Below are 18758 nucleotides of genomic sequence, written 5' to 3'. Positions count from 1 at the left end.
CGTGCTAAACGCCACAGCTGAGAGGAGGAATCTTCTCTTCCGGTCCGACCTTGGTCTGCTGTGGATCCGTACTTCGAGCCTACACCTATGCGGGTAAAGCACCAGTAAATCGAGTCCGACCAACGCATCTCGCCGAAGAAATTGCTACACGGGCAGATTCACCCGCAGCGCCAGGTGCTCATCGAGAATCCTGCGCAGCGCGGCGTCCATCGGATGTGCGGATGCGAGGTCGCGGCCGAGTCGGCTGTCCACCACGACTACTGCGCCCTTACGCAGTTCGGCGGTGTCGACCTGATCGACGAACGGATCGAACAACGCGGGCGGCGTGGCCAGGTAATACAGCGCCCGGCGCGACTCGTTCAACCCGGCGGCATACATCAGTCCGTGTTGGGTGATCACGAAGAGTTCCGAGGTGATCCTGGCGTTTGGGGTCTCGGCTTTGGCCCATGCCGTTGCGGCGCAACGGGTCTGTGCCAATTTGTCGGGCACGTCGTCAGTCAGCAGTAACCTTCCGACGAGTGCTGCACCCATACGCGGATATGCATCGATCGCGGGTCTGAAGTACCGCTGGAACATCTCGCCGAAAAACTCGTACTGTTGACCACTCATCGCACTTCTCCAGGTTTCAGACGGACACCTCGATTGTGCGCCCGTACCGTCAGCTGAGCAACGCTGATCAACCACGTCCAAAGCAGATACGGAAACCGCCATTTCAACGATCCGGTCAAAGGCCACGTCCACGACATCGCCGTGAGTCGCAACGGCGAGCACGCCTACGTTGCCCTATCTGGGTCGGTCGCGGTCCTCAACGGTTGGCACCGCGTGGTGGTCCGTATTCCGCTGCCCGATCATCCGAAAAACCGGCTGATGGACGCCGAGGGCAAACAATTGATTGTCAGCCAGCGCGGGGGTCGGCATCGGTCGTCGATAACGACACCTACACCGTAAAAACCCTGCGATACCGGTGTGTTTCGCATGTGGTGGTCAGCCCGACGGACGCTACCTCTACGCTGCCCATCGCCAGGCCTCCGGTAGAGCGGACGCGATTTCGTCTGCGAGACGGGCGATTTCACCGGTGTTGTCGGCGATCGGTAGAACGTCGATTTCCACCGATCTGGTGGCGTAGAAAGGCAGCTGATCTTCGGTGTAGGTGCCGAGGATCGCTTCGGACCCGACGATGATCACTTCAGTCAGGCCGGCGATTTGGCAGGCAGTCCGGATACCGTGCTCAAGCTGGTCGCGCCGCATCAGCGCACCGTGCGCAGAACGCGGATGCGCTCCTCATCGGGGAGCAGTCCACCCATCGGTGAGACTTCGCGCATCTCGATGCAATCGCGGCCGAGGCCGGTGAGGACGCGATGAAGGCCTGGTACGTCGCCGCGCTTCATTAGCGACTCCCAGCGGTCGAGGTTTCTCATGTGCGGCTGGCCGGTGACGTCGGACCGCAATCGCCGCAGGTTGCGCTCGATGGTGGGTTGCCATTGTGTGAGGGTCGACCGCGTCAGGTGTCTGGCAAGCTCGCGGTGCAGTTTCCACGAGCGGCGTTCCGAACGTGTCAGCTTGGGAGTGATTGGTTGGCGGGTGATTTCGAGTCGGTACCCCATGCAGGACAGCAGTCGGTCGAGCTGCTCATCGCTGAGTTCAACCTTGTCGGAGAGGAACTGGCTGATGCTCGGCTGGTGCACGCCGCTGAGCCGAGACAACTCGGACTGGGTGGTGCCTGTTTTGTGCATCACCGTCCGCAATACGTCACTCCGACCGCACATGCCTAACTATAGCTTCTTCTACTATAAGCAGGCGGCGGGCCGCTTTTGTGCGAGTGCCGCACGATGAGGCCCGCGCGTTCTACGCCCACTTCTAGTTTTGGGAGTCTCCGACCGATCCGCTGCACTAGAAGCTGTTGATGAAAGACGCTCCCGCGCTCATCGGCGGTTGATGCCGCGCGATTGACTATCGCGGGCCAGGCTGCGTCATCTGACGCCAACCAATCACCGACCACAGCACCGACCAGAACCAGCCGAGACTAGTCGGCAGACATCTGAAAACCATCGCTGAACTGCGCAAACACCGAGTGCCCCCGGCAGGATTCGAACCTGCGACACCGGCTTTAGGAGAGCCGTGCTCTATCCCCTGAGCTACGAGGGCTGAAGACATCGTTAAACCTAGCCGCTCGTCGGCGTCACGCGTGTCCGGGTCTTAAATCCAGACCAGTAGCTGTGGCCTGCCCGGCGTCTCTCGCGGGAACGCAATTGGCGCGTCGATGCCGTCAAGCCTGAGGCGCACCGCCTCGGCATCCGCAGAGACGGCGAGGATTGTGCCGATGACGTACTGCTGCTCGTCATCCCACTTGACCGTGGCGTACTGCCCAAGGTGTTGCACCGCAAGGTCTTCGGGCGCGACCTCGGTCGGCTGCGGCGGTTGCGGCGACGCCACGGCATCCAGCTCGTCGTCAGCCGGCGCAGGCCCGGAGTCCTCGGCCCATGCGTTCTCGTCCCCGAAATATTCGCCGTCATCGCCGGCCTGCTTGAGCCGTCCCAGCGCCGCCTTCGCGTCCGCGGCATCTTCCTCGATCCACAGCCGCCAGCCCGGCGGTGGCGGCGGCCAGGCCGGATCCGGGGACCAGTCGGCGTGCGGCGCCCAACCTTTGGGCGGCTTCGGCCAGTTCGGGGGCGGGTTGTAGCGCATCAACCCACCATACGGAAAACCGCTAGGTAGGTGCTGGGTAATTTCTGCGGTCAGCGCAACTCGGGAATCACCTTGGCGATGGTTTCGACGTGATTTTCCTGGAACGTGAAGGACGTCAGCCCATATTTGTCGCGGTAGCCGCGCAGGGTGTCGGCGATCTCGCGGGGCGACCCGCTCAGCACCGACGGCAGCGCCAGTAGCTCTTCGTCGGACAGGTCTACGAATCTGCGCGTGAGCGCCAGGTCGGGTTTACCGGAACTGTCCGACGGCACGGCGGTGATCGCGAGGTTCAACTCGAGGTCGGCGAACCGGTCGCGGGCGGCGTTCCGGACGAACTCGACGCGGTCGGCGAGCGGATCCGCGGCGTCACCGGAGCTGGCGCCGGTCAACCCAATGATGTCAGCGTGCTGTGCGGCGATGGTGAGCAACCGATTTCCGTTGCCGGCGATCAGGATCGGCACTTTGGGCAGGTGCTTCTTCATGTAGGTGGTGACGTGCTCGAGATAGTCGACACGCTGGCGGGCGGTCGGATATGGGAGCTCGGCAGCCTCGAATTCCTCGCGTACGTACCCGGCGCCGAGACCGAGGTCGAGGCGTCCGTCGCTGAGCTGGTCGACCTCGGCCGCGTCACGGGCCAACAGAGCGGGCTTGTAGAATCCGGCGTTGAGCACGTAGGTGCCCAGCCGCACCGTGGAAGTCGCGGATGCGATCGCCGTCAGTACCGGAAACGGTGCCGGCGCGCCGATGTGATCGGGCAGATGCAGGGCATCGAAACCGAGGTCCTCATAGCGCTTTGCCTTGTCCTGCAATGTCGTTCGCGACTTGGCTGAGTGAATGCCCAATGAAAAGCGAAAGGCCCGTTCGGCCATCGGCCACCTCCGATTGTGTAGTTATCTGGACGGTAATTTCCACGAGCGGGCTGCGGCAGCCAGGCCCTGCACCAGATCAGCGGTCACCGGTGACAAACCGTCGTCGCCGGGCAGCGGACTGCGGGGACTGATGCCCCTGACCCGGATCGGCAGTTCCAATTGTGTTCCGCCACACCGTGTCTGGTTGACGGGATTCTGCGGATGCAGCCCGCGCAGCTCGGGGGGAATCTCGTCGAGGTCGGTGACGACGTGGTAGCCGGGCAGCTCGAGGTGGTCGGCCAGGTGGGTGGCCAGCGCGCGATTGCCACCGCCGGCCAGCAACTGTGTGGCGCGGCCGATCCGGCCGTAGCCGTGCAACGACACCGCGACGTCGACGTGGTCGAGGAACTCCGCCAGCCGCGCCGACTCGTCGCGGACAAAGCGCGCCGACGACAGGTGGTGTGGATAGCGATCGGGATGCCGGATCAGGTACACCGACGCACCGGCCGTGTCGGCGGCGCGCTCGGCGATCACGTCGGTCATCTGTTCCAGCCCGCCGCCGTGGATCGCCAGGAAACCGAAGCGCGACCGCAACCGGCTGGCCTCAATCACCCCATCCTCGGCGAGCAGTTCGGAAAGTGATTGCGGCGCAGGCGTTGTCGGCCGCAACCGCGGGCGGGGCCACCGGGCGGGATCCCACCGGCGCAGGAAGTCGATCCAGTGTTGGGGCAACCCGTGATGTAGCGCCCCGTCGATGATGCGTTCCAGGTAGCCGGGTCGCGGCGGCCCCAGATTCACCCGGTGGTCGATGTATACCCACGCATCCGACGGCCCGTCTTCGGTGTGCACGGTCAACTGGTCGCGCCGGTAGCGCGCCGGCACGCCTTCGGCGCTGTCCAGGGTGGCCAGATCGTGGTCGGACAGCTGCCATACGACTCCGTGCACCCGCGTGCCGGGTAACGGCTCAACGGTGGCCACCCCGCGTTGATTGATCAGCCAGTCGTGGTCGGCGAGTACGGCGCGCCGCGGATTGGCGGCGTCAGGACAACGCTGCGCCATCTGCCGCACGCACAGGTTCGACCCGTACGCGAAGTAGAAATGACGGCTGTGCTGCACGATTTTGATGTTAGCCGAGCGAATGATTTGCTCGGCCGAGGACGGTTGCGAGTCGGCAGTGCGTGTTCGGTCAAGTCCGCGAACGACTTCTGAGCCGGTCGTGACCGCGAGGTTAATTCCGTGCGTCGCGCTATTGGCGTCGCGATTGGGGTGAAAGGATCGTCCGATGAGCGGCGCGCACGGGGGCGGCACCCGGGACCGGGACACGATTGAGCGTGAATTGCGGGTGCTGGCCAGCGTTCGCAGTGCCTACCGCGAGCGCGGTGGGGCGATGCCGTCGATCGACCAGATGGATGCTCTGCTGGACGAGCTCATCGAACTGACCGGACGGGGGAAACACCGGTTGGAAAGTGTGAATCCGGATGCCAGGCCTAGCCTTTGGCGCTGACCGTGAGGTAGATCAGCACCACGTTGAGGAGGCTGATCAGCGTCCCTATCACCCAACCGATCGCGGTAAGGACGCGGTTATTCACGTCGACTCCCATCAGCGCCCGGTCGCTGGTCAGTCGAACCAGCGGAAGCAGCGCGAACGGGATGCCGAAGGACAAAACGACCTGCGACAGCACTAACGTGCGGGTCGGATTAAAACCCAGCGCAAGGATCAGCAGTGCGGGCACCAGCGTCACCAGCCGGCGCAGCACCATCGGAATCGAGCGGTGCAGCAATCCCTGCATGATCATCGCCCCCGCGTAGGCGCCCACCGATGCCGACGCCAGGCCGGAAGCCAGCAATCCGACCGCGAAAAACACCGCGATCAATGGACTAACCGTGTCGTGCACGGCGGCGTAGGCCGCCTCGATGGAACCGATGCCGCCTCGGCCCTGCATGTTCAGCGCAGCGACCAGCAGCATGGCGGCGTTCACGGCCCCTGCGACGACCATCGCCAGCCCGACGTCCAACCGGGTGATGCGCAGCAGTCGCCGCCGTTCTGGGCCGGGATCGGGATGGCCATGCCGGTCACGGGCCAGCCCGGAATGCAGATAGACCGCATGCGGCATCACCGTCGCGCCCAAGATGGCCGCGGCCAACAGCACGCTTTCCTTTCCGAGGAATCTCGGCACCAACCCGCCCACGACGTCGCCGGGTGGTGGTGTCGCCACGAAGAAGCTGGCGGTGAAGCCGATGGCGATGAGCAGCAGCAGTCCGGTGATCACCCGTTCGAAGAGCTGTTGGCCGCGCTGATCCTGAATTCGCAAGAGCAGCAGTGACACCAACCCGGTGATCACCCCGCCGAGCAGCAGTGGCAGCCCGAACAGGATGTGCAGTGCGATCGCCCCGCCGATCACCTCGGCCACATCGGTGGCCATCGCAACGATCTCAGCCTGCATCCAAAAGGCCAGTCGTGCCGGTCGACTCAGCTTCCCGCCGATGGCCTCGGGCAATGTGCGCCCGGTCACGAGGCCGAGCTTTGCCGACAGGTACTGGACGAGCCCGGCCATCACGTTTGCGATGACGATCACCCATAGCAGCGCGAAGCCGAATTGCGCGCCGGCACTGATGTTCGCGGCCACGTTGCCCGGGTCCACATAGGCAATCGCAGCGACGAATGCGGGGCCGAGCAGATACCACCCGGCCTTGGGCCGCACGCGGGTGTCCTCGGGCACCTAACTCACTTTCTATGTACGAATAAGAAAGTTAGGTTAACCGAAACCTCTAGCCGGCCGAGTAGAGGCCGCGGCCGGTGATCAGCGGCAGGTCCAGCGTTGTGCGGATTCCGGCGGGAGCGGCAACGACGGCGGGGATGGCGTTGACGACGCGCATCGCCGTCGCCACCAGACCCGCGTGATTGTGATCGCCGTTCGGACTGCTCAGGCAAACGTCGATGGCGTAGGACGGTTCGCCGGTGATCTCAATCCGGTAGCAGCCACCGGGCTGGGCCGGCTGCGGCCAGGCGGGGCACAGGTCTTCGCGCAACCGGGTGACGTGTTCGAGGACGACCGCGGGCTTGCCGTCGACCAGTCCGTGCACCTCGAATCGCAGCGCCGCGGCACTGCCCTTCGGGATGTGTCCCGAGGTGATGTCGAAGTCCTCGGGCGCCGGGACCCGCTCGTGTCGTTCGGTGACCTGGTCGAGTTCGACCCCCAGGCCCGCGGCGAGTTGGCGCACCACCGATCCCCACGCGAGACTCAGCACGCCCGGTTGCAGCAGCAGGGGGATGTCGTCGAGGGGCTTGCCGAATCCCATCACGTCGAACATGACGGTGGCGCTGTCGTAGGTGGCGTAGTCGACGATCTCCATGCAGCGGATCTGCTGGACGCTCTGACACGTTCCGGCCAGCGCCAGCGGAAGCAGGTCGTTGGCGAAGCCCGGGTCGATGCCGTTGACGAACAGGCTCGAATTACCTTCCCGCGCAGCATCTTCGATCGGGGCCAGCAGCTCGTTGGGAAGAACCTGCCACGGGTACTGCAGGAACACCGCACTACTGCCGACGACATTCACCCCGGCGGCCAGGATGCGCCGGTAATCGTCGAGCGCATCGGGCAGCCGGTTGTCGGCCATCGCGGTGTAGACCGCACACTGCGGGCCGGTGGCCAGCACCGCGTCCAGGTCGGTGGATGCGGTGATACCGGTCGAGACATCAAGGCCGGCAAGCTGTCCGGCGTCTTTGCCGGCTTTGGAATCCGACGACACCCACACACCGGTGAGCTCGTAGTCCGGATTGGTGATCAGTGCCCGCAATGCGTGGAGGCCGACATTTCCGGTGCCGATTGCGGCGACTCGAATAGCCATTGTCACAGATCCGGGATCGGTAGGTCGAGGTTGGGAAAGGTGATGCCGCCGTCGACCTCGATCACCTTGCCGGTCAGGTAGGCACCCGCTGGCGAAGCCAAATACACTGCGGCGGCAGCGATCTCATCGGGCTCGCCGAGCCGGCGCATCGGTGTCATCTTTTCCATTGGCTCGCGCAATTCGTCGTTGGAGGCGACGATGTCCAGCGCGGACGTGGCGATCGATCCCGGTGCGATGGCGTTCACCCGAATCCGCGGGCACAGGTCCAGCGCAGCCAGCCGGGTGTAGTGGGCCAGTGCGGCTTTGGCGGTGCCGTAGGCGGCGAACCCGCGGCCGGCCACCCGACCCATCGTCGAGGTGATGTTGATGATGCTGCCGCCGCCGGAGTGCTCGAGCATCAGCGGCGCGGCGGCGATGGTCAACGCGTGGGCGGTGGCGACGTTGAAGGTGAACGCGCTCTTGAGATCTTTCGTCGAGGTGGTCAGCAGCCCGTTGGGCATGGTGCCGCCGACGTTGTTGACGACGATGTCCAGCCGCCCGAACGCCTCGACGGCCTGGCCGGCCAGCTCCGCGGTGACCTCGGGCTGGGCCAGGTCGGCGGTGACGATATGGGCGCGCCGGCCCGCCGCGCGGACCTTTTCAGCGACGGCCTCTAGTTCGGATTGGGTGCGGGAGGCGATGACGACGTCGGCGCCGACGTCGGCGAACGCCAGCGCGATGGCTGCGCCAAGACCACGGCCGCCACCGGTGACGATGGCGACTTGGTCGTCGAGTCTGAATTTGTCGAGGATCACGCGCGTCACCGTAACAAGGCGCCAGCGGCCGCGGAACCCCATTTCTGAAACACGTTCTAGTTTTTCCGTTAAGAATCTGACTAGCGGCCGCGCCTAATTTTCGGAAGATCGACGAGAAGGGACGCAGCTATGCACAAGGTTGGGAGCTTGAAGAAGCTCATTGCCGGGGGACTACTCTCGGCCGGCGCGGTCGCCGGTTTGGGGCTGGCCACAGGTACCGCCGACGCCAGACCGTTTTACTGGTGTCCTGGAGACCCTCCGATCATGGGAGTTGCACCAGACGCGAGCGGCAACCTGAAGCCAGTCCCCATTCACCCGGCTTGGGACACTTCCGTCTGCCATGACTACGGCACCAGCGGCGACCATGTTAAGGAAGGAAAGGCTTGTGTCCTCCCGCAGTTTCAATGGTTTCAGTGTCCGCCGGGCACGATTCCATGGCCGACTATGCCGATCATCCCGAACATAGGTGAGTGAGCAAAGCGTCGATCCCGTGGCTATTTGAAATGGGTGGAAGGCCGGCTCAACCGGGTGTCGTCGACGAAAATATCGAGCTTCTCGTTGTAGAACGCGATCATCCCCGCGATCGGGGCGACCTCGCGCAGCGGATAGTCATAGGTCCAGGCGAGATCGGGATACATTGCGTCGCCGATTCTGATCGCCCAGTACTGCGACGTGATTCCTTTGTACGGGCACACAGTCTGGGTGCTGGTGGTTTCCATGCGTTCGAATACGACGTCGGTGCGGTCGATGTAGTACCGGGTCGGCAGTCCTGTCTCGAAAAGCAGCACCGGGCTGTGTGTCTCGGCCAATACCACCCCATCGAGTTCGACCCTGATGTGCCGGTGTGAACGCAGCGCGTCGACACGGACGTAGGGGCTGCGCGGGTGTCCGATGATCGGCGCGTCCTCCTCAAACCACTCGAGTGCGTCCCACTCGAACCGGACGCTGCCTGCGACCGGACCGGAGTCGTACAGTCGAGCAGCCGACTTGCGTGTCTGTTCGGGTGACCTCAACGAAAAGAGCCGTGAGGAGCCGAGTTGCAGTTCCTGGACGTGGTTTTCGTCGTGCAGATGTTCCATGCGAACGTCACCCATGGGGATGTAATACTGCGGGTAGTAGGCGACCTCCCACACGTAATGCGCACGGGTCGTGTCGAATACGAGTGTCCCGTCGACGTAGCCTCGTACTCGCCGTGGGGCTGGCTCAATGAGGCCGCGTTCGCTCACCATCTGGGGATAGTCCCGGTCAGGATTTTGTGACTCGGGGATCGGCCGTCTTCCGGTCTGGGCTTTGGCGGACTCATTCATGGGTAGATCTCCCGATCCGGATAGCTGTCGGTGTTCACAGCTCCGGCGCCGAATTGGCGACGAGGCAGACGTTAAGGATATGACTAGCGGCCGCGCTTACTTTTCAGGGCCAAGAGGGGAAAGGCTGCCGCTATGCGCAGCGCTGGCGGGGTAGGACGATCATCGTCGGTGGGTTGTCCGACCCCGCCTGCCTTGAGTCAACCTTCGTCCTTCGCGATCGAGACATACCTGCGACCCTTTCAGCCACAGCCGCAACGACCACAAGTTGCGACCATGCCAAAAGTGTTAGTCAGTGGATCCTGTTACAATCGAACGTATGTTCGACTACCTGGAGCTGCCAGCGACGAGCGAGTCGGCTGCATTGATCGAGCAGGCCCGCGACGCTGCGCGGACGGAAGCGCAAGCCACAGGACGGCGACTGAATGTGATCGCGGATCTGATGCAACTGCGTTACCGCCAATATGGCGAGCGCGCGGAGTGGGTCGCCGACTTGTGGGATGCGATCTCCGCCGAGCTGGCCGCCGCCCTTCGGATTAGCCGTGCCTTGGCCTCGAGGTACATGAGCGATGCGGAGGTGATGCGCGAGCGGCTGCCCAACGTCGGGGAGAGTTTGGCCGCCGGTGACATCAACTACGCGATGTTCAATGTCATCGCCACTCGCACCGCGCTGATCACCGACGACAAGGCGCTGGCCGCCGTCGACGAGCAGCTCGCATTGCGGGCCCCGCGCTGGCCGTCGTTGACGCGCGGCAGGCTCGCGATGCGGGTCGACGCCATTGTTCTGCAGGTCGATCGAGATGCGATTCGCCGAACCAACAAAGAGGTCAAAGACCGCTACCTCAATGTGTCACAGTCGATGTCGGGCATCGCCGAGGTCTACGGCAACGTGTTCGCCAGCACTGCCCGCGCGTTGGATCGCCGACTGGACGAGTTGGCGGGCACGGTGTGTGAGGCCGATCCGCGATCCAAGGCGCAGCGACGCGCCGACGCGCTGACCGCATTGATTGCGGGTGACGACCGGATGGCGTGCACCTGCGGAGATTCGGATTGCATTGAAGCCCGTGGCCGGATGCGTGACCGCAATGTGGTCATTCACGTGGTAGCCGAGCAGGCAAGCGTTGACGGCACGGGATCTGCGCCAGGCTTCATGGCCGGGGTGGACGAGCTGATCCCGGCGCAGGTGATCGCTGAGCTGGCCAAGTCGGCGACGTTGCGGCCGTTGGCCTTTCCGGCTGCCGCGGAACCGCGGTACACGCCGTCTGCGAAACTGGCCGATTATGTGCGATGCCGGGATCTGACCTGCCGGGCCCCGGGATGTGACGAGCCGGCAATGCACTGCGACATCGACCACACCGTCCCTTACGCCGACGGTGGACTCACGCACCCATCCAACTTGAAGTCACTATGCCGAAAACACCATTTGCTCAAGACCTTCTGGGGCTGGCGAGACAAACAGCTGGCCGACGGTACGGTGATCTGGACGCTGCCGTCGGGGCACATTTACGTGACGAGTCCAGGAAGCGCGATCCTGTTTCCGGCGCTTACCGCGCCCACCGGCGACGTGCCCGAGGTCCCGCCACCGTCCGACATCCGCTGCGGTGAGCGCACGGTCATGATGCCGACGCGACGGCGCACTCGGGCTCAGCAACGATCACAGCGAATTACCGCCGAGCGCAACCTCAATCGCGATGACAGGCTGACCCGGCAACGCGCCGTCCGTTACGCGCACGCGACGCCCGACGATGAACCGCCGCCGTTCTAGTCAGAAGTAATCTTTGTGTCGGCTCGCCAACAGGTCCCGTTCTAGCCCCAGCTTCCCGGGGTCCCCTGGGGTACCTGCTGTCCCAGCCAGTTGCAAGGCATCATCATGCGATATGCGGTCAGCGCGCACTGCTGTTCTGGGGTCAGTGGGCTCGGGCCGGCGCATGGCCTGTCCGGGCTGCCGCAAATCGGCGGATCAGCGTGGGCGACCGGCGCGGCGCCGATCAAGCCGTACATCGCGGCGGAGGCCGCGACCTCGAGTCCCGCTGCTGTATGGATGCGACCCATATCGAGCTCTTCCTGCACGCGGCCTGGATCCGCCGCACTGCACTCGAACAATACCCGCGGGCACCTGTTCCCGGACCGAGTTTGGCGGCTCGGGAATCAGGACTTCGCGGCGGCCTTTTTAGCGGGAGTCTTTTTGGCGGGCGTCTTTTTCGCAGCCGCCTTCTTCGCCGGAGCCTTCTTGGCGGCCGTCTTTTTGGCCGGCGTCTTCTTGGCCGGCGCCGTGCTGTCGCCCGAGCGCGCCTTGACGCTGGCCTCCAACTTGGCCAGCAGATCCGAGACGTCTTCGGTCTCGTCGAGTTCCTTGGGCTGCTCTTCGGTAGTAAAAGCTTCTCCGCCTTCGAGTTTGGCTTCCACCAACTCCTGCAGCTGCGCCTGATAGTCGTCGTGATAGCGATCGGGATTGAAATCGTCGGCCATCGATTCGACCACTTGTCCGGCCATCTTGAGCTCCGCGGGTTTGACTTCGACCTTCTTGTCCAGCACCGGAAAGTCGGGGTCGCGGATCTCGTCGGGCCACAGCAGCGTGTGGATCACCATGACCTCGCGCTTGCTGAAGTCCTTGACCCGCAACGCCGCAAGCCGAGTCTTGTTGCGCAACGCGAAATGCACGATCGCTACCCGGTCGGTCTCGGCTAGCGTCTTCGCCAGCAGCATATAGGATTTCGTCGATTTGCCATCAGGCTCGAGGAAATAGCTGCGGTCGTACATCATCGGGTCGAGCTCGCTGGCCGGGACGAACTCCAGGACTTCGATTTCGCGGCTGCGCTCCTCGGGCAATGTCGCGATGTCGTCGTCGGTGATGATCACCATCCGACCGTCGTCGGATTCGTAGGCGCGTGCGATGTCGCGGTACTCGACGACTTCGCCGTCTACCTCGCACACGCGCTTGTACCGGATGCGGCCGTTGTCCTTGGCATGCACCTGGTGGAACTTGATGTCGTGGTCCTCGGTGGCGCTGTACACCTTGACCGGGACGTTGACCAGCCCGAAAGAGATCGAGCCCTTCCAGATCGAACGCATAGTGCCAGTATGCCCACACTGCTGGGCGGTTATGCGGCTAACGCTGCCGCGCGGCGTCCGCCAGTGCATCCCGATCCGGCAGGTCAGCACCGGCGCGAGTGACAGTCAGCGCCGAAACGCCGCTGGCCGCCTCCAGCGCGTCGGTCAGCGCATCCAGGTCTATTCCGGCGAGCGAGGCGCGTTGACCGGCACCCAACAGCCCTTGCTCCCAGAGCGCGTCGATCAGGCCGACCATGAAGGCGTCACCGGCGCCCACGGTGTCGACCACCTGCACGGGTCGGGCCGACACCCGCACTTCACCGCCCGCGCACACCGCCGCCGCTCCCTGGTCGGCCATTGTCACCACCACGATCACCGGGCCCAGCGACTGCCAGGTCTGCGCGATCTCGTCCGGCGACCGGTCGGGGTCGATCCAGCGCAGGTCCTCTTCGCTGACCTTCACGATGTCGCTGCGCTCGACGAGACGCTCGATGCGTGCGACAGCCAGGTCACGGTCGGCGATCAGCGACGGCCGCACGTTGGGATCGAAGGTGACGGTGGCCGACACCCGGTAGGTGTCCACCAGAGCCGCGACGGCCAGACACCCGGGGTCCTGCACCGCGGCAATCGATCCGGTGTGCACGAAAAGCGGTGGGGCGACCATCGGTGTACCGGAAAGCTGCCAGTCCAGGTCGAACACGTAGTCGGCCGACCCGTTTGCGTCGAAGGTCAGTCGCGCGGTAGTGGTCCGATCGGCGTTCTGGCTCCCCGAAACAAGGTGCGCCCCTGCGGCATTGATGTACTCGGCGATGCGCCGGCCATACGGATCGTCGGCGATGTGGGTGAGAAAATCGATGTCGCGGCCCAGCCGGGCCAATCCGACCGCGACGTTGAGCGGGCTGCCGCCGATGTGCTCACCGGTGACCTCTCGGCCGTCCCGCACGATGTCGATCAGCGACTCGCCGATCACCAGCCCGCGACTCATCGCACCAATGCCTCGAGTGTCGCGCGAGCGCCCTTGCGGTGCAACGAATCCAGCGCCCAGCGGTATGCCTCGACGAACCGTGGCTGATGGGACAGGTCGCCGAACACCGCGGTGATCTCGATGAAAGCATTGGGATTTTCGTGCTGCGACCGGGCAATCGGAACCAGCGAGTCCGCCAGTTGGTCGAGCACCTCGAACGGCTCGCCCCACTCGTCGACGCCCTCGGCATAGCGGGCCCAGCTGGCCACCGCTGCTGCCGCCAGCCGAACCGGCCCGTCGCCGGCCAGGTTGTCGGAGATCACGGGGAACAGCCATTTCGGGATCCGGTCCGATGAGTAGGCGCATAACCGCGCGACGGTATCGCGCACGGCTGGATTGGCGAACCGCTCGATCAGCGTGCGGCCGTACTCGTGCAGGTCGATCCCGGGCACCGTTGGAAGCGTGGGGATGGCCTCGGTGTCGAAGTAGGAGAGCAGGTATTCGGCGAACAGCGGATCCTGCGCGGCATCATGGACGAATTCGAAGCCGCACAGGTGGGCGAAGTAGCACAGGCACTGATGTCCAGCGTTCAGCAGCCGCAGTTTCATCAGCTCGTACGGGCGGACATCGTCGACCACCAGCACGCCTGCCTTCTCCAATGGTGGCCTGCCATCGGAAAAGTGGTCTTCGAGAACCCAGGCGCTGAACGGCTCGGCCACCACCGGCCACCGGTCGTTCACACCGAAGTCGCGCCGTACTTCCGCGGCCATCTCCAAAGTCGTTGCCGGGGTGATGCGGTCGACCATCGAATTCGGAAACCGGACGTGTTGGGCCACCCATTCGGCAAGCCCTGGATCCCGGCGTTCGGCATTGGCAAGCACGGCACGGCCCGCGACCTCGCCGTTGTTCTCGATGTTGTCGCACGACACGATCGTCGGTGCGGGGATACCGCGCTCGCGACGCCTGGCGAGCGCTTCACTGATCAACGAAAACGCGGGGCCGTCGGGATCGCGGTATCCGCCTTCGGTGATTGTCAGCGAAATGATTCGGGTGGCCCGCGCACCAAGCACCTCCAGCGCTGACTCCGGATCATCGGGCGCGTAACGATAGTCGATGATCGAGCCGATCACCTGTGCATCCCGGCTGCCGTCAGGGTTTTCCAGGATCAGCGTGTATAGCCCGTCCTGATCGTTCAGGACGTCGCGCATGGTCCAGTCGGATGGCATCACCCCCACACCGCAGATTCCCCACTCGTGCGCCAGGCCGTGCTGCAGCAGCAGGTTGATGTATGCGGCCTGATGCGCCCGGTGAAAGTGGCCGGCTCCGATGTGCGCGATCCCGACGCTGACGCTGCCGCGGTCATATTTCGGCGCGTCGATCGGCAGGCTTTTCAGCGTTGAGTTATTGAGATCAATTGCGTTAGGCACGATTTGCACAACTCCTTCCGGGTCGAGGCCCGAATCATCAGTGCGTGAGTGACGATGCCTATGTCAGCGGGAACCTCCACCCGTAACTGTCGACAACATCAGGGCGTCGGCCAGAGCGCGCCACGAATCGGTGATCGCGACCGCACCGGCATCGATTAATTCCGCAGTGCGATGGCGTCGTTCGTCAGGCGGCACGAACATCACGTTTCCGACGGTGAGGTAGCCGGCCGCAACCGCCGATTTGACACCGGGCACTGAGTCCTCCACGGCCAGACCCTGGTGAGCCTCGACCCCGAGCACCCGGCCGGCATGCATGTAGACCGCCGGGTCGGGCTTGCTCGTCGGCACCGGCAGCGAATCTTCGGCGCTGAAGCGCAGTTCCACCGGGATCAGCGGATCGAGGCCGGCCGCGGTGAACGAGGCCTTGAGTCGCGCGAGAGCGCTGGAGCTGACCGCTGCCATCGCGTACCGAGATGCCAGCGCCTGCAACGGCTCAAGCACCTCCGGATCCGGCTTCAGCGTGACGGCCAGATGTGCGGTGACCCGCTCGCGCTCTTGACGCACCCATTGCTCGAGCTCATCGGCTGTCAACGCGCGACCGCTGGCCACGTCGCGGTCTGAGGCCAGCACAGCGTCGGGGCGCCCATCGGCGAGCGCCTTCTCGAACGGAACTCCGCTCAGCACGGCCAGGTCAGTGGCGGTGCTGCGAAAGTTCTTGCCGACGGCCTTCTTACGCAACTCATCGCCGCTCAGCGGCGCCGAGACGTCGAACCTGGCCAGGAAGCGAGTGGTCACCTCGGCCGAGGCGTCGAATGCCGGTGCCTCGGAGGGGAAGAGGTTGTCGTCGGCGTCCAACAGCAACGTGGTGATGAGCGCAGGGTCGAATGGGCGCACAAACTCGAGGGGCTGATTCATGACACCATCAGCTCCCGCGCGTCGTCCCGCAGCGCGTGGCGCAGCGCGGGTATCACACCGTGCTCGTCGATGTCGGTAATCATCTCGCGTAGCCGCTCCTCAAATCCAGGGATCATCCGAAGTTCGGCGAAGATCTCGTGCCGCAGCAGCGGACCAGGGTCGTTACCGTCCATGGTCACCAGCTTCGTCAGCAGTTCTTTCTGCGGGTCGTCGACGCGGATTGTGGCGCCCTTGAGGTCGTAACCGCGCAGGTACCTGGCCCACCCGGCGAGGGCGACCATCAGCAGGGTGTGCGGTCGGTGCTGCTCGATCGCCTCACGCAGAGACGGCAGCAAGAACGACGCGATCTTCTCCGATCCCCGGCGTGCCAGTCGGGACAACTGGTCGCTCATCTGGGGATTGCTGAGCCGCGAGAGCAGCGTGCTGCGATATTCGGGAGTGTTCATCCCGGGTACCGCGGGCAACAGCGGCTGGATCTCGTCGCGCATGAGCTGCTCAACGTAATCGAAGACGACCTCGTCACCCATCGCCTCGTCGGTGCGCTGGTAGCCGGCCAGCATGGCCAGACATGACATCGCAATATGAGTTCCGTTGAGCAGACGGGTCTTTACCAACTTGTGGTCACTGACATCGGCAACGAACTGGACGCCGACTTCGTCCAGCGGCGGGCGACCGTCGCTGAAGCTGTCCTCGATGACCCACTGGCAATACGGCTCGGTGAGCACCGGCCACTTGTCGGCAATCCCGAATTCCTGCTGAACGAATTCCCGCTCCGACGCCGACGTCTGCGGGGTGATGCGGTCCACCATGGTCGACGGGAACGCGACATAGGCATCGATCCAACGGGCCAGCCCGGGATCCTTCAACGCGGCAAACGACACCAGCGCGGTCCGGGCCGCGGCAGTGTTGTCGGGGATGTTGTCGCAGCACATCACGGTGAACGGTGCGGTGCCGGCGCGACGACGCAAATCCAGCGCCTCGGTCAGGTACCCCCACGCGGTCACATAGCCGCCCGAGTTGATCAGGTCAGCCCGCACATCGGGGTGTCTGGCGTCGAATTCGCGGGTGACCGGGTCGAGGAAGTACCCATTGCCCGTGATGGTCAGGCTGACGATGCGGGTGCGGGGGTCGGCCAGCGCGGCACGGACGGCCACGCCGTCGTTCGGTGCGTAGTGGACAGAGCCGATCGAGCCGACCACCCGGGCCGTCTCGCCTTCGTGGCCGCGCTCCACGACGGTGTACAGCCCGTCCTGAGCCGACAACACGTCTTTGACGTCGCGGGAGCGCAGGCTGACGCCCGTGAGCCCCCACTGTTTGGAAATGCCCGAGCAGGCAAGGTCATCGAAGTAGACGGCTTGATGCGCCCGGTGAAAGTTGCCCGCACCGATGTGGACGACACCGCGTTGCAGGGTTGATCGATTGTATTTTGGCACGTGGATTCGCTGGGAATGTAGTCGAAGGGTGTCGTTACTGAGCGGAACTCCGGCGCTTGGCCGCCATGGAATTACTTTTCGCATCCCCGTCCGTGCCCACAGGTCAGGCCTGCTTAAACGCGTCAGTGGGTTCCGTCACGGTGACCCTGATCACGAATGCCGCAGAGGCTGAACATAAGAGGTGGTGAGACGTGTTAACCGGCGGCGTAGGTTGACACCATGGCGCCGCGGGTGAAGTTGACCAACGCCGACAAGGTGTTGTATCCGGCCACCGGAACCACCAAAGCCGACATCTTCGATTATTACGTCCGTGTTTCCGAAGTGATGGTGCCGCACATCGCCGGGCGGGCGGCCACCCGTAAGCGATGGCCCAACGGAGTGGAGCAGTCCTCGTTTTTCGAAAAGCAGCTCGCCGCTTCTGCGCCCGAGTGGTTGCCGCGCGCCAGCATCACACATCGATCCGGCACGACGACCTACCCGATCATCGACAGCGTCGACGGTTTGGCTTGGATCGCCCAACAAGCCGCGTTGGAAGTGCATGTGCCGCAATGGCGTTTCGCCGCCGAATGGACGCGTAAAGGCGAGCAACTCAAGCCGGGCCCGGCGACCCGCCTGGTGTTTGACCTCGACCCCGGTGAGGGTGTCACGATGGCTCAGCTCGCCGAGGTGGCTCGTGCCGTCCGAGATCTGATCGCCGACATCGGACTGACCACGTTTCCGCTGACCAGCGGAAGTAAGGGCCTGCACCTCTACAGTCCGCTGGACAAACCGGTGAGCAGCCGGGGTGCGGTGGTGCTGGCCAAACGCGTTGCCCAGCAACTGGAAACATCGATGCCCAAGTTGGTCACCGCCACGATGACCAAGAGCCTGCGGGCCGGCAAGGTGTTCGTGGACTGGAGCCAGAACAGCGGCTCGAAGACCACCATCGCGCCGTATTCGCTGCGGGGACGGGAGTATCCGACCGTCGCGGCGCCTCGCAGCTGGGAGGAACTCGACGACAAGAAGCTGCGCCAGCTTCGCTACGACGAAGTGCTCAAGCGGGTTGAGCGTGACGGAGATCTGCTGGCGCCGTTGGACGCCGACGTGCGGACCCCCGATCGGCTGACCAAATACCGCAGCATGCGCGACGCGGCGAGAACACCCGAGCCGGTACCCAGTACCAAACCGGCTGCCGGCCAGGGCAATACCTTCGTGATCCAGGAGCATCACGCCCGCCGGCTGCACTACGACTTCCGGCTCGAGCGCGACGGCGTGCTGGTGTCGTGGGCCGTGCCGAAGAATCTGCCCGAGACCACCGCGGTCAATCACTTGGCGGTCCACACCGAAGACCATCCACTGGAGTACGGCGGCTTCGAAGGCACGATTCCGAAGGGGGAGTACGGCGGCGGCAAGGTGATCATCTGGGACTCCGGCACCTACGACACCGAGAAGTTTCGCGACGACGGTGCGAAGGGTGAGGTCATCGTCACGCTGCATGGCCAACGAATCTCA

At 64.1% G+C, this 18758-nt stretch carries 20 protein-coding genes and 1 tRNA gene; 4 read left to right on the top strand and 17 right to left on the bottom strand.

Annotation, left to right across the window (positions count from 1 at the left end; translation table 11 throughout):
* Nucleotides 1-144: 144 nt before the first annotated feature.
* On the bottom strand, nucleotides 145-609 hold the full coding sequence (locus VGH54_RS20070) for a glucose-6-phosphate dehydrogenase (protein WP_331513845.1): 465 nt from the start codon (nucleotides 607-609) through the stop codon (nucleotides 145-147).
* A gap of 141 nt (nucleotides 610-750) precedes the next feature.
* On the opposite strand from VGH54_RS20070, the gene VGH54_RS20065 reads away from it, so the two are divergent.
* Nucleotides 751-948, top strand: coding sequence for a hypothetical protein (locus VGH54_RS20065; protein WP_331513825.1), 198 nt, complete (start codon nucleotides 751-753; stop codon nucleotides 946-948).
* Nucleotides 949-1005: 57 nt separating this feature from the next.
* Here the strand turns inward: VGH54_RS20065 and VGH54_RS20060 are convergent, their stop codons facing one another.
* From VGH54_RS20060 to VGH54_RS20035, 6 genes are all read right to left on the bottom strand, one after another.
* Nucleotides 1006-1248: a hypothetical protein gene (locus VGH54_RS20060; RefSeq protein WP_331513824.1), complete on the bottom strand. Its 243-nt coding sequence runs from the start codon at nucleotides 1246-1248 to the stop codon at nucleotides 1006-1008.
* Nucleotides 1248-1733 (bottom strand): helix-turn-helix transcriptional regulator, encoded by a 486-nt coding sequence (locus VGH54_RS20055; protein WP_331513844.1) that lies wholly within the window; start codon nucleotides 1731-1733, stop codon nucleotides 1248-1250. The genes VGH54_RS20060 and VGH54_RS20055 overlap by 1 nt, the downstream gene beginning before the upstream one ends.
* A gap of 339 nt (nucleotides 1734-2072) precedes the next feature.
* Nucleotides 2073-2145: transfer RNA gene (locus VGH54_RS20050), tRNA-Arg, on the bottom strand.
* 51 nt (nucleotides 2146-2196) lie between these two features.
* The gene (locus VGH54_RS20045) at nucleotides 2197-2685 is read right to left on the bottom strand and encodes a hypothetical protein (protein WP_331513823.1); all 489 of its coding nucleotides are present in this window, start codon (nucleotides 2683-2685) and stop codon (nucleotides 2197-2199) included.
* A 50-nt stretch (nucleotides 2686-2735) separates the two neighbouring features.
* A complete protein-coding gene (locus tag VGH54_RS20040; protein ID WP_331513822.1) occupies nucleotides 2736-3554 on the bottom strand; it encodes an LLM class F420-dependent oxidoreductase in 819 nt (272 codons plus the stop codon).
* 21 nt (nucleotides 3555-3575) lie between these two features.
* Nucleotides 3576-4649 carry a poly-gamma-glutamate hydrolase family protein gene (locus VGH54_RS20035; protein ID WP_331513821.1) on the bottom strand — a complete coding sequence of 358 codons (1074 nt, stop codon included), beginning with the start codon at nucleotides 4647-4649 and terminating at the stop codon, nucleotides 3576-3578.
* Between the two features lie 166 nt (nucleotides 4650-4815).
* Between VGH54_RS20035 and VGH54_RS20030 the strand changes: the two genes are divergently transcribed.
* Nucleotides 4816-5037: a hypothetical protein gene (locus tag VGH54_RS20030; RefSeq protein WP_331513820.1), complete on the top strand. Its 222-nt coding sequence runs from the start codon at nucleotides 4816-4818 to the stop codon at nucleotides 5035-5037.
* Here the strand turns inward: VGH54_RS20030 and VGH54_RS20025 are convergent.
* The 4 genes from VGH54_RS20025 to VGH54_RS20010 form a co-directional block, all read right to left on the bottom strand.
* On the bottom strand, nucleotides 5021-6253 hold the full coding sequence (locus tag VGH54_RS20025) for an Nramp family divalent metal transporter (RefSeq protein ID WP_331513819.1): 1233 nt from the start codon (nucleotides 6251-6253) through the stop codon (nucleotides 5021-5023). The two genes, VGH54_RS20030 and VGH54_RS20025, sit on opposite strands and share 17 nt — an antisense overlap.
* A gap of 49 nt (nucleotides 6254-6302) precedes the next feature.
* Complete coding sequence (locus VGH54_RS20020; protein WP_331513818.1) at nucleotides 6303-7379, bottom strand: diacylglycerol kinase; 1077 nt, start codon at nucleotides 7377-7379, stop codon at nucleotides 6303-6305.
* Nucleotides 7380-7381: 2 nt separating this feature from the next.
* A complete protein-coding gene (locus tag VGH54_RS20015; RefSeq protein ID WP_331513817.1) occupies nucleotides 7382-8173 on the bottom strand; it encodes an SDR family oxidoreductase in 792 nt (263 codons plus the stop codon).
* 494 nt (nucleotides 8174-8667) lie between these two features.
* Nucleotides 8668-9402, bottom strand: a complete 735-nt coding sequence (locus VGH54_RS20010) for a DUF427 domain-containing protein (protein WP_331513843.1) — start codon at nucleotides 9400-9402, stop codon at nucleotides 8668-8670.
* Between the two features lie 394 nt (nucleotides 9403-9796).
* Here VGH54_RS20010 and VGH54_RS20005 point away from each other — a divergent pair, with 394 nt between their 5' ends.
* Nucleotides 9797-11242, top strand: a complete 1446-nt coding sequence (locus tag VGH54_RS20005) for an HNH endonuclease signature motif containing protein (RefSeq protein ID WP_331513816.1) — start codon at nucleotides 9797-9799, stop codon at nucleotides 11240-11242.
* 41 nt (nucleotides 11243-11283) lie between these two features.
* Here the strand turns inward: VGH54_RS20005 and VGH54_RS20000 are convergent, their stop codons facing one another.
* From VGH54_RS20000 to VGH54_RS19975, 6 genes are all read right to left on the bottom strand, one after another.
* Entirely contained in the window at nucleotides 11284-11529 is a 246-nt protein-coding gene (locus tag VGH54_RS20000) for a hypothetical protein (RefSeq protein ID WP_331513815.1), read from the bottom strand.
* A gap of 96 nt (nucleotides 11530-11625) precedes the next feature.
* Nucleotides 11626-12549, bottom strand: coding sequence for a Ku protein (locus VGH54_RS19995; protein WP_331513814.1), 924 nt, complete (start codon nucleotides 12547-12549; stop codon nucleotides 11626-11628).
* A 37-nt stretch (nucleotides 12550-12586) separates the two neighbouring features.
* A complete protein-coding gene (locus VGH54_RS19990) occupies nucleotides 12587-13513 on the bottom strand; it encodes a carbohydrate kinase (RefSeq protein WP_331513813.1) in 927 nt (308 codons plus the stop codon).
* Nucleotides 13510-14919 (bottom strand): mannitol dehydrogenase family protein, encoded by a 1410-nt coding sequence (locus VGH54_RS19985; RefSeq protein WP_414688754.1) that lies wholly within the window; start codon nucleotides 14917-14919, stop codon nucleotides 13510-13512. Before VGH54_RS19985 ends, VGH54_RS19990 begins: the two co-directional genes overlap by 4 nt.
* A gap of 63 nt (nucleotides 14920-14982) precedes the next feature.
* A complete protein-coding gene (locus tag VGH54_RS19980; protein WP_331513812.1) occupies nucleotides 14983-15834 on the bottom strand; it encodes an HAD-IA family hydrolase in 852 nt (283 codons plus the stop codon).
* Complete coding sequence (locus VGH54_RS19975; RefSeq protein WP_331513811.1) at nucleotides 15831-17351, bottom strand: mannitol dehydrogenase family protein; 1521 nt, start codon at nucleotides 17349-17351, stop codon at nucleotides 15831-15833. The genes VGH54_RS19980 and VGH54_RS19975 overlap by 4 nt, the downstream gene beginning before the upstream one ends.
* 135 nt (nucleotides 17352-17486) lie before the next feature.
* On the opposite strand from VGH54_RS19975, the gene ligD reads away from it, so the two are divergent.
* Nucleotides 17487-18758, top strand: a 1272-nt coding sequence (gene ligD, locus VGH54_RS19970; RefSeq protein ID WP_331513810.1) for a non-homologous end-joining DNA ligase, incomplete at its 3' end; no start/stop codon positions are given.

It is taken from the genome of Mycobacterium sp. (assembly GCF_036488105.1).
Taxonomy (GTDB): domain Bacteria; phylum Actinomycetota; class Actinomycetes; order Mycobacteriales; family Mycobacteriaceae; genus Mycobacterium.
This window is presented reverse-complemented; position numbering and strand designations above follow the sequence as displayed.

Excerpts from the sequence above, each read along its gene's own strand:
- VGH54_RS20070 (WP_331513845.1), bottom strand. The coding sequence starts at position 609 with ATGAGTGGTCAACAGTACGAGTTTTTCGGCGAGATGTTCCAGCGGTAC.
- VGH54_RS20060 (WP_331513824.1), bottom strand. The coding sequence starts at position 1,248 with ATGCGGCGCGACCAGCTTGAGCACGGTATCCGGACTGCCTGCCAAATC.
- VGH54_RS20055 (WP_331513844.1), bottom strand. The coding sequence starts at position 1,733 with ATGCACAAAACAGGCACCACCCAGTCCGAGTTGTCTCGGCTCAGCGGC.
- VGH54_RS20045 (WP_331513823.1), bottom strand. The coding sequence starts at position 2,685 with ATGCGCTACAACCCGCCCCCGAACTGGCCGAAGCCGCCCAAAGGTTGG.
- VGH54_RS20040 (WP_331513822.1), bottom strand. The coding sequence starts at position 3,554 with ATGGCCGAACGGGCCTTTCGCTTTTCATTGGGCATTCACTCAGCCAAG.
- VGH54_RS20030 (WP_331513820.1), top strand. The coding sequence starts at position 4,816 with ATGAGCGGCGCGCACGGGGGCGGCACCCGGGACCGGGACACGATTGAG.
- VGH54_RS20020 (WP_331513818.1), bottom strand. The coding sequence starts at position 7,379 with ATGGCTATTCGAGTCGCCGCAATCGGCACCGGAAATGTCGGCCTCCAC.
- VGH54_RS20010 (WP_331513843.1), bottom strand. The coding sequence starts at position 9,402 with ATGGTGAGCGAACGCGGCCTCATTGAGCCAGCCCCACGGCGAGTACGA.
- VGH54_RS20005 (WP_331513816.1), top strand. The coding sequence starts at position 9,797 with ATGTTCGACTACCTGGAGCTGCCAGCGACGAGCGAGTCGGCTGCATTG.
- VGH54_RS20000 (WP_331513815.1), bottom strand. The coding sequence starts at position 11,529 with ATGGGTCGCATCCATACAGCAGCGGGACTCGAGGTCGCGGCCTCCGCC.
- VGH54_RS19995 (WP_331513814.1), bottom strand. The coding sequence starts at position 12,549 with ATGCGTTCGATCTGGAAGGGCTCGATCTCTTTCGGGCTGGTCAACGTC.
- VGH54_RS19990 (WP_331513813.1), bottom strand. The coding sequence starts at position 13,513 with ATGAGTCGCGGGCTGGTGATCGGCGAGTCGCTGATCGACATCGTGCGG.
- VGH54_RS19980 (WP_331513812.1), bottom strand. The coding sequence starts at position 15,834 with ATGAATCAGCCCCTCGAGTTTGTGCGCCCATTCGACCCTGCGCTCATC.
- VGH54_RS19975 (WP_331513811.1), bottom strand. The coding sequence starts at position 17,351 with ATGCGAAAAGTAATTCCATGGCGGCCAAGCGCCGGAGTTCCGCTCAGT.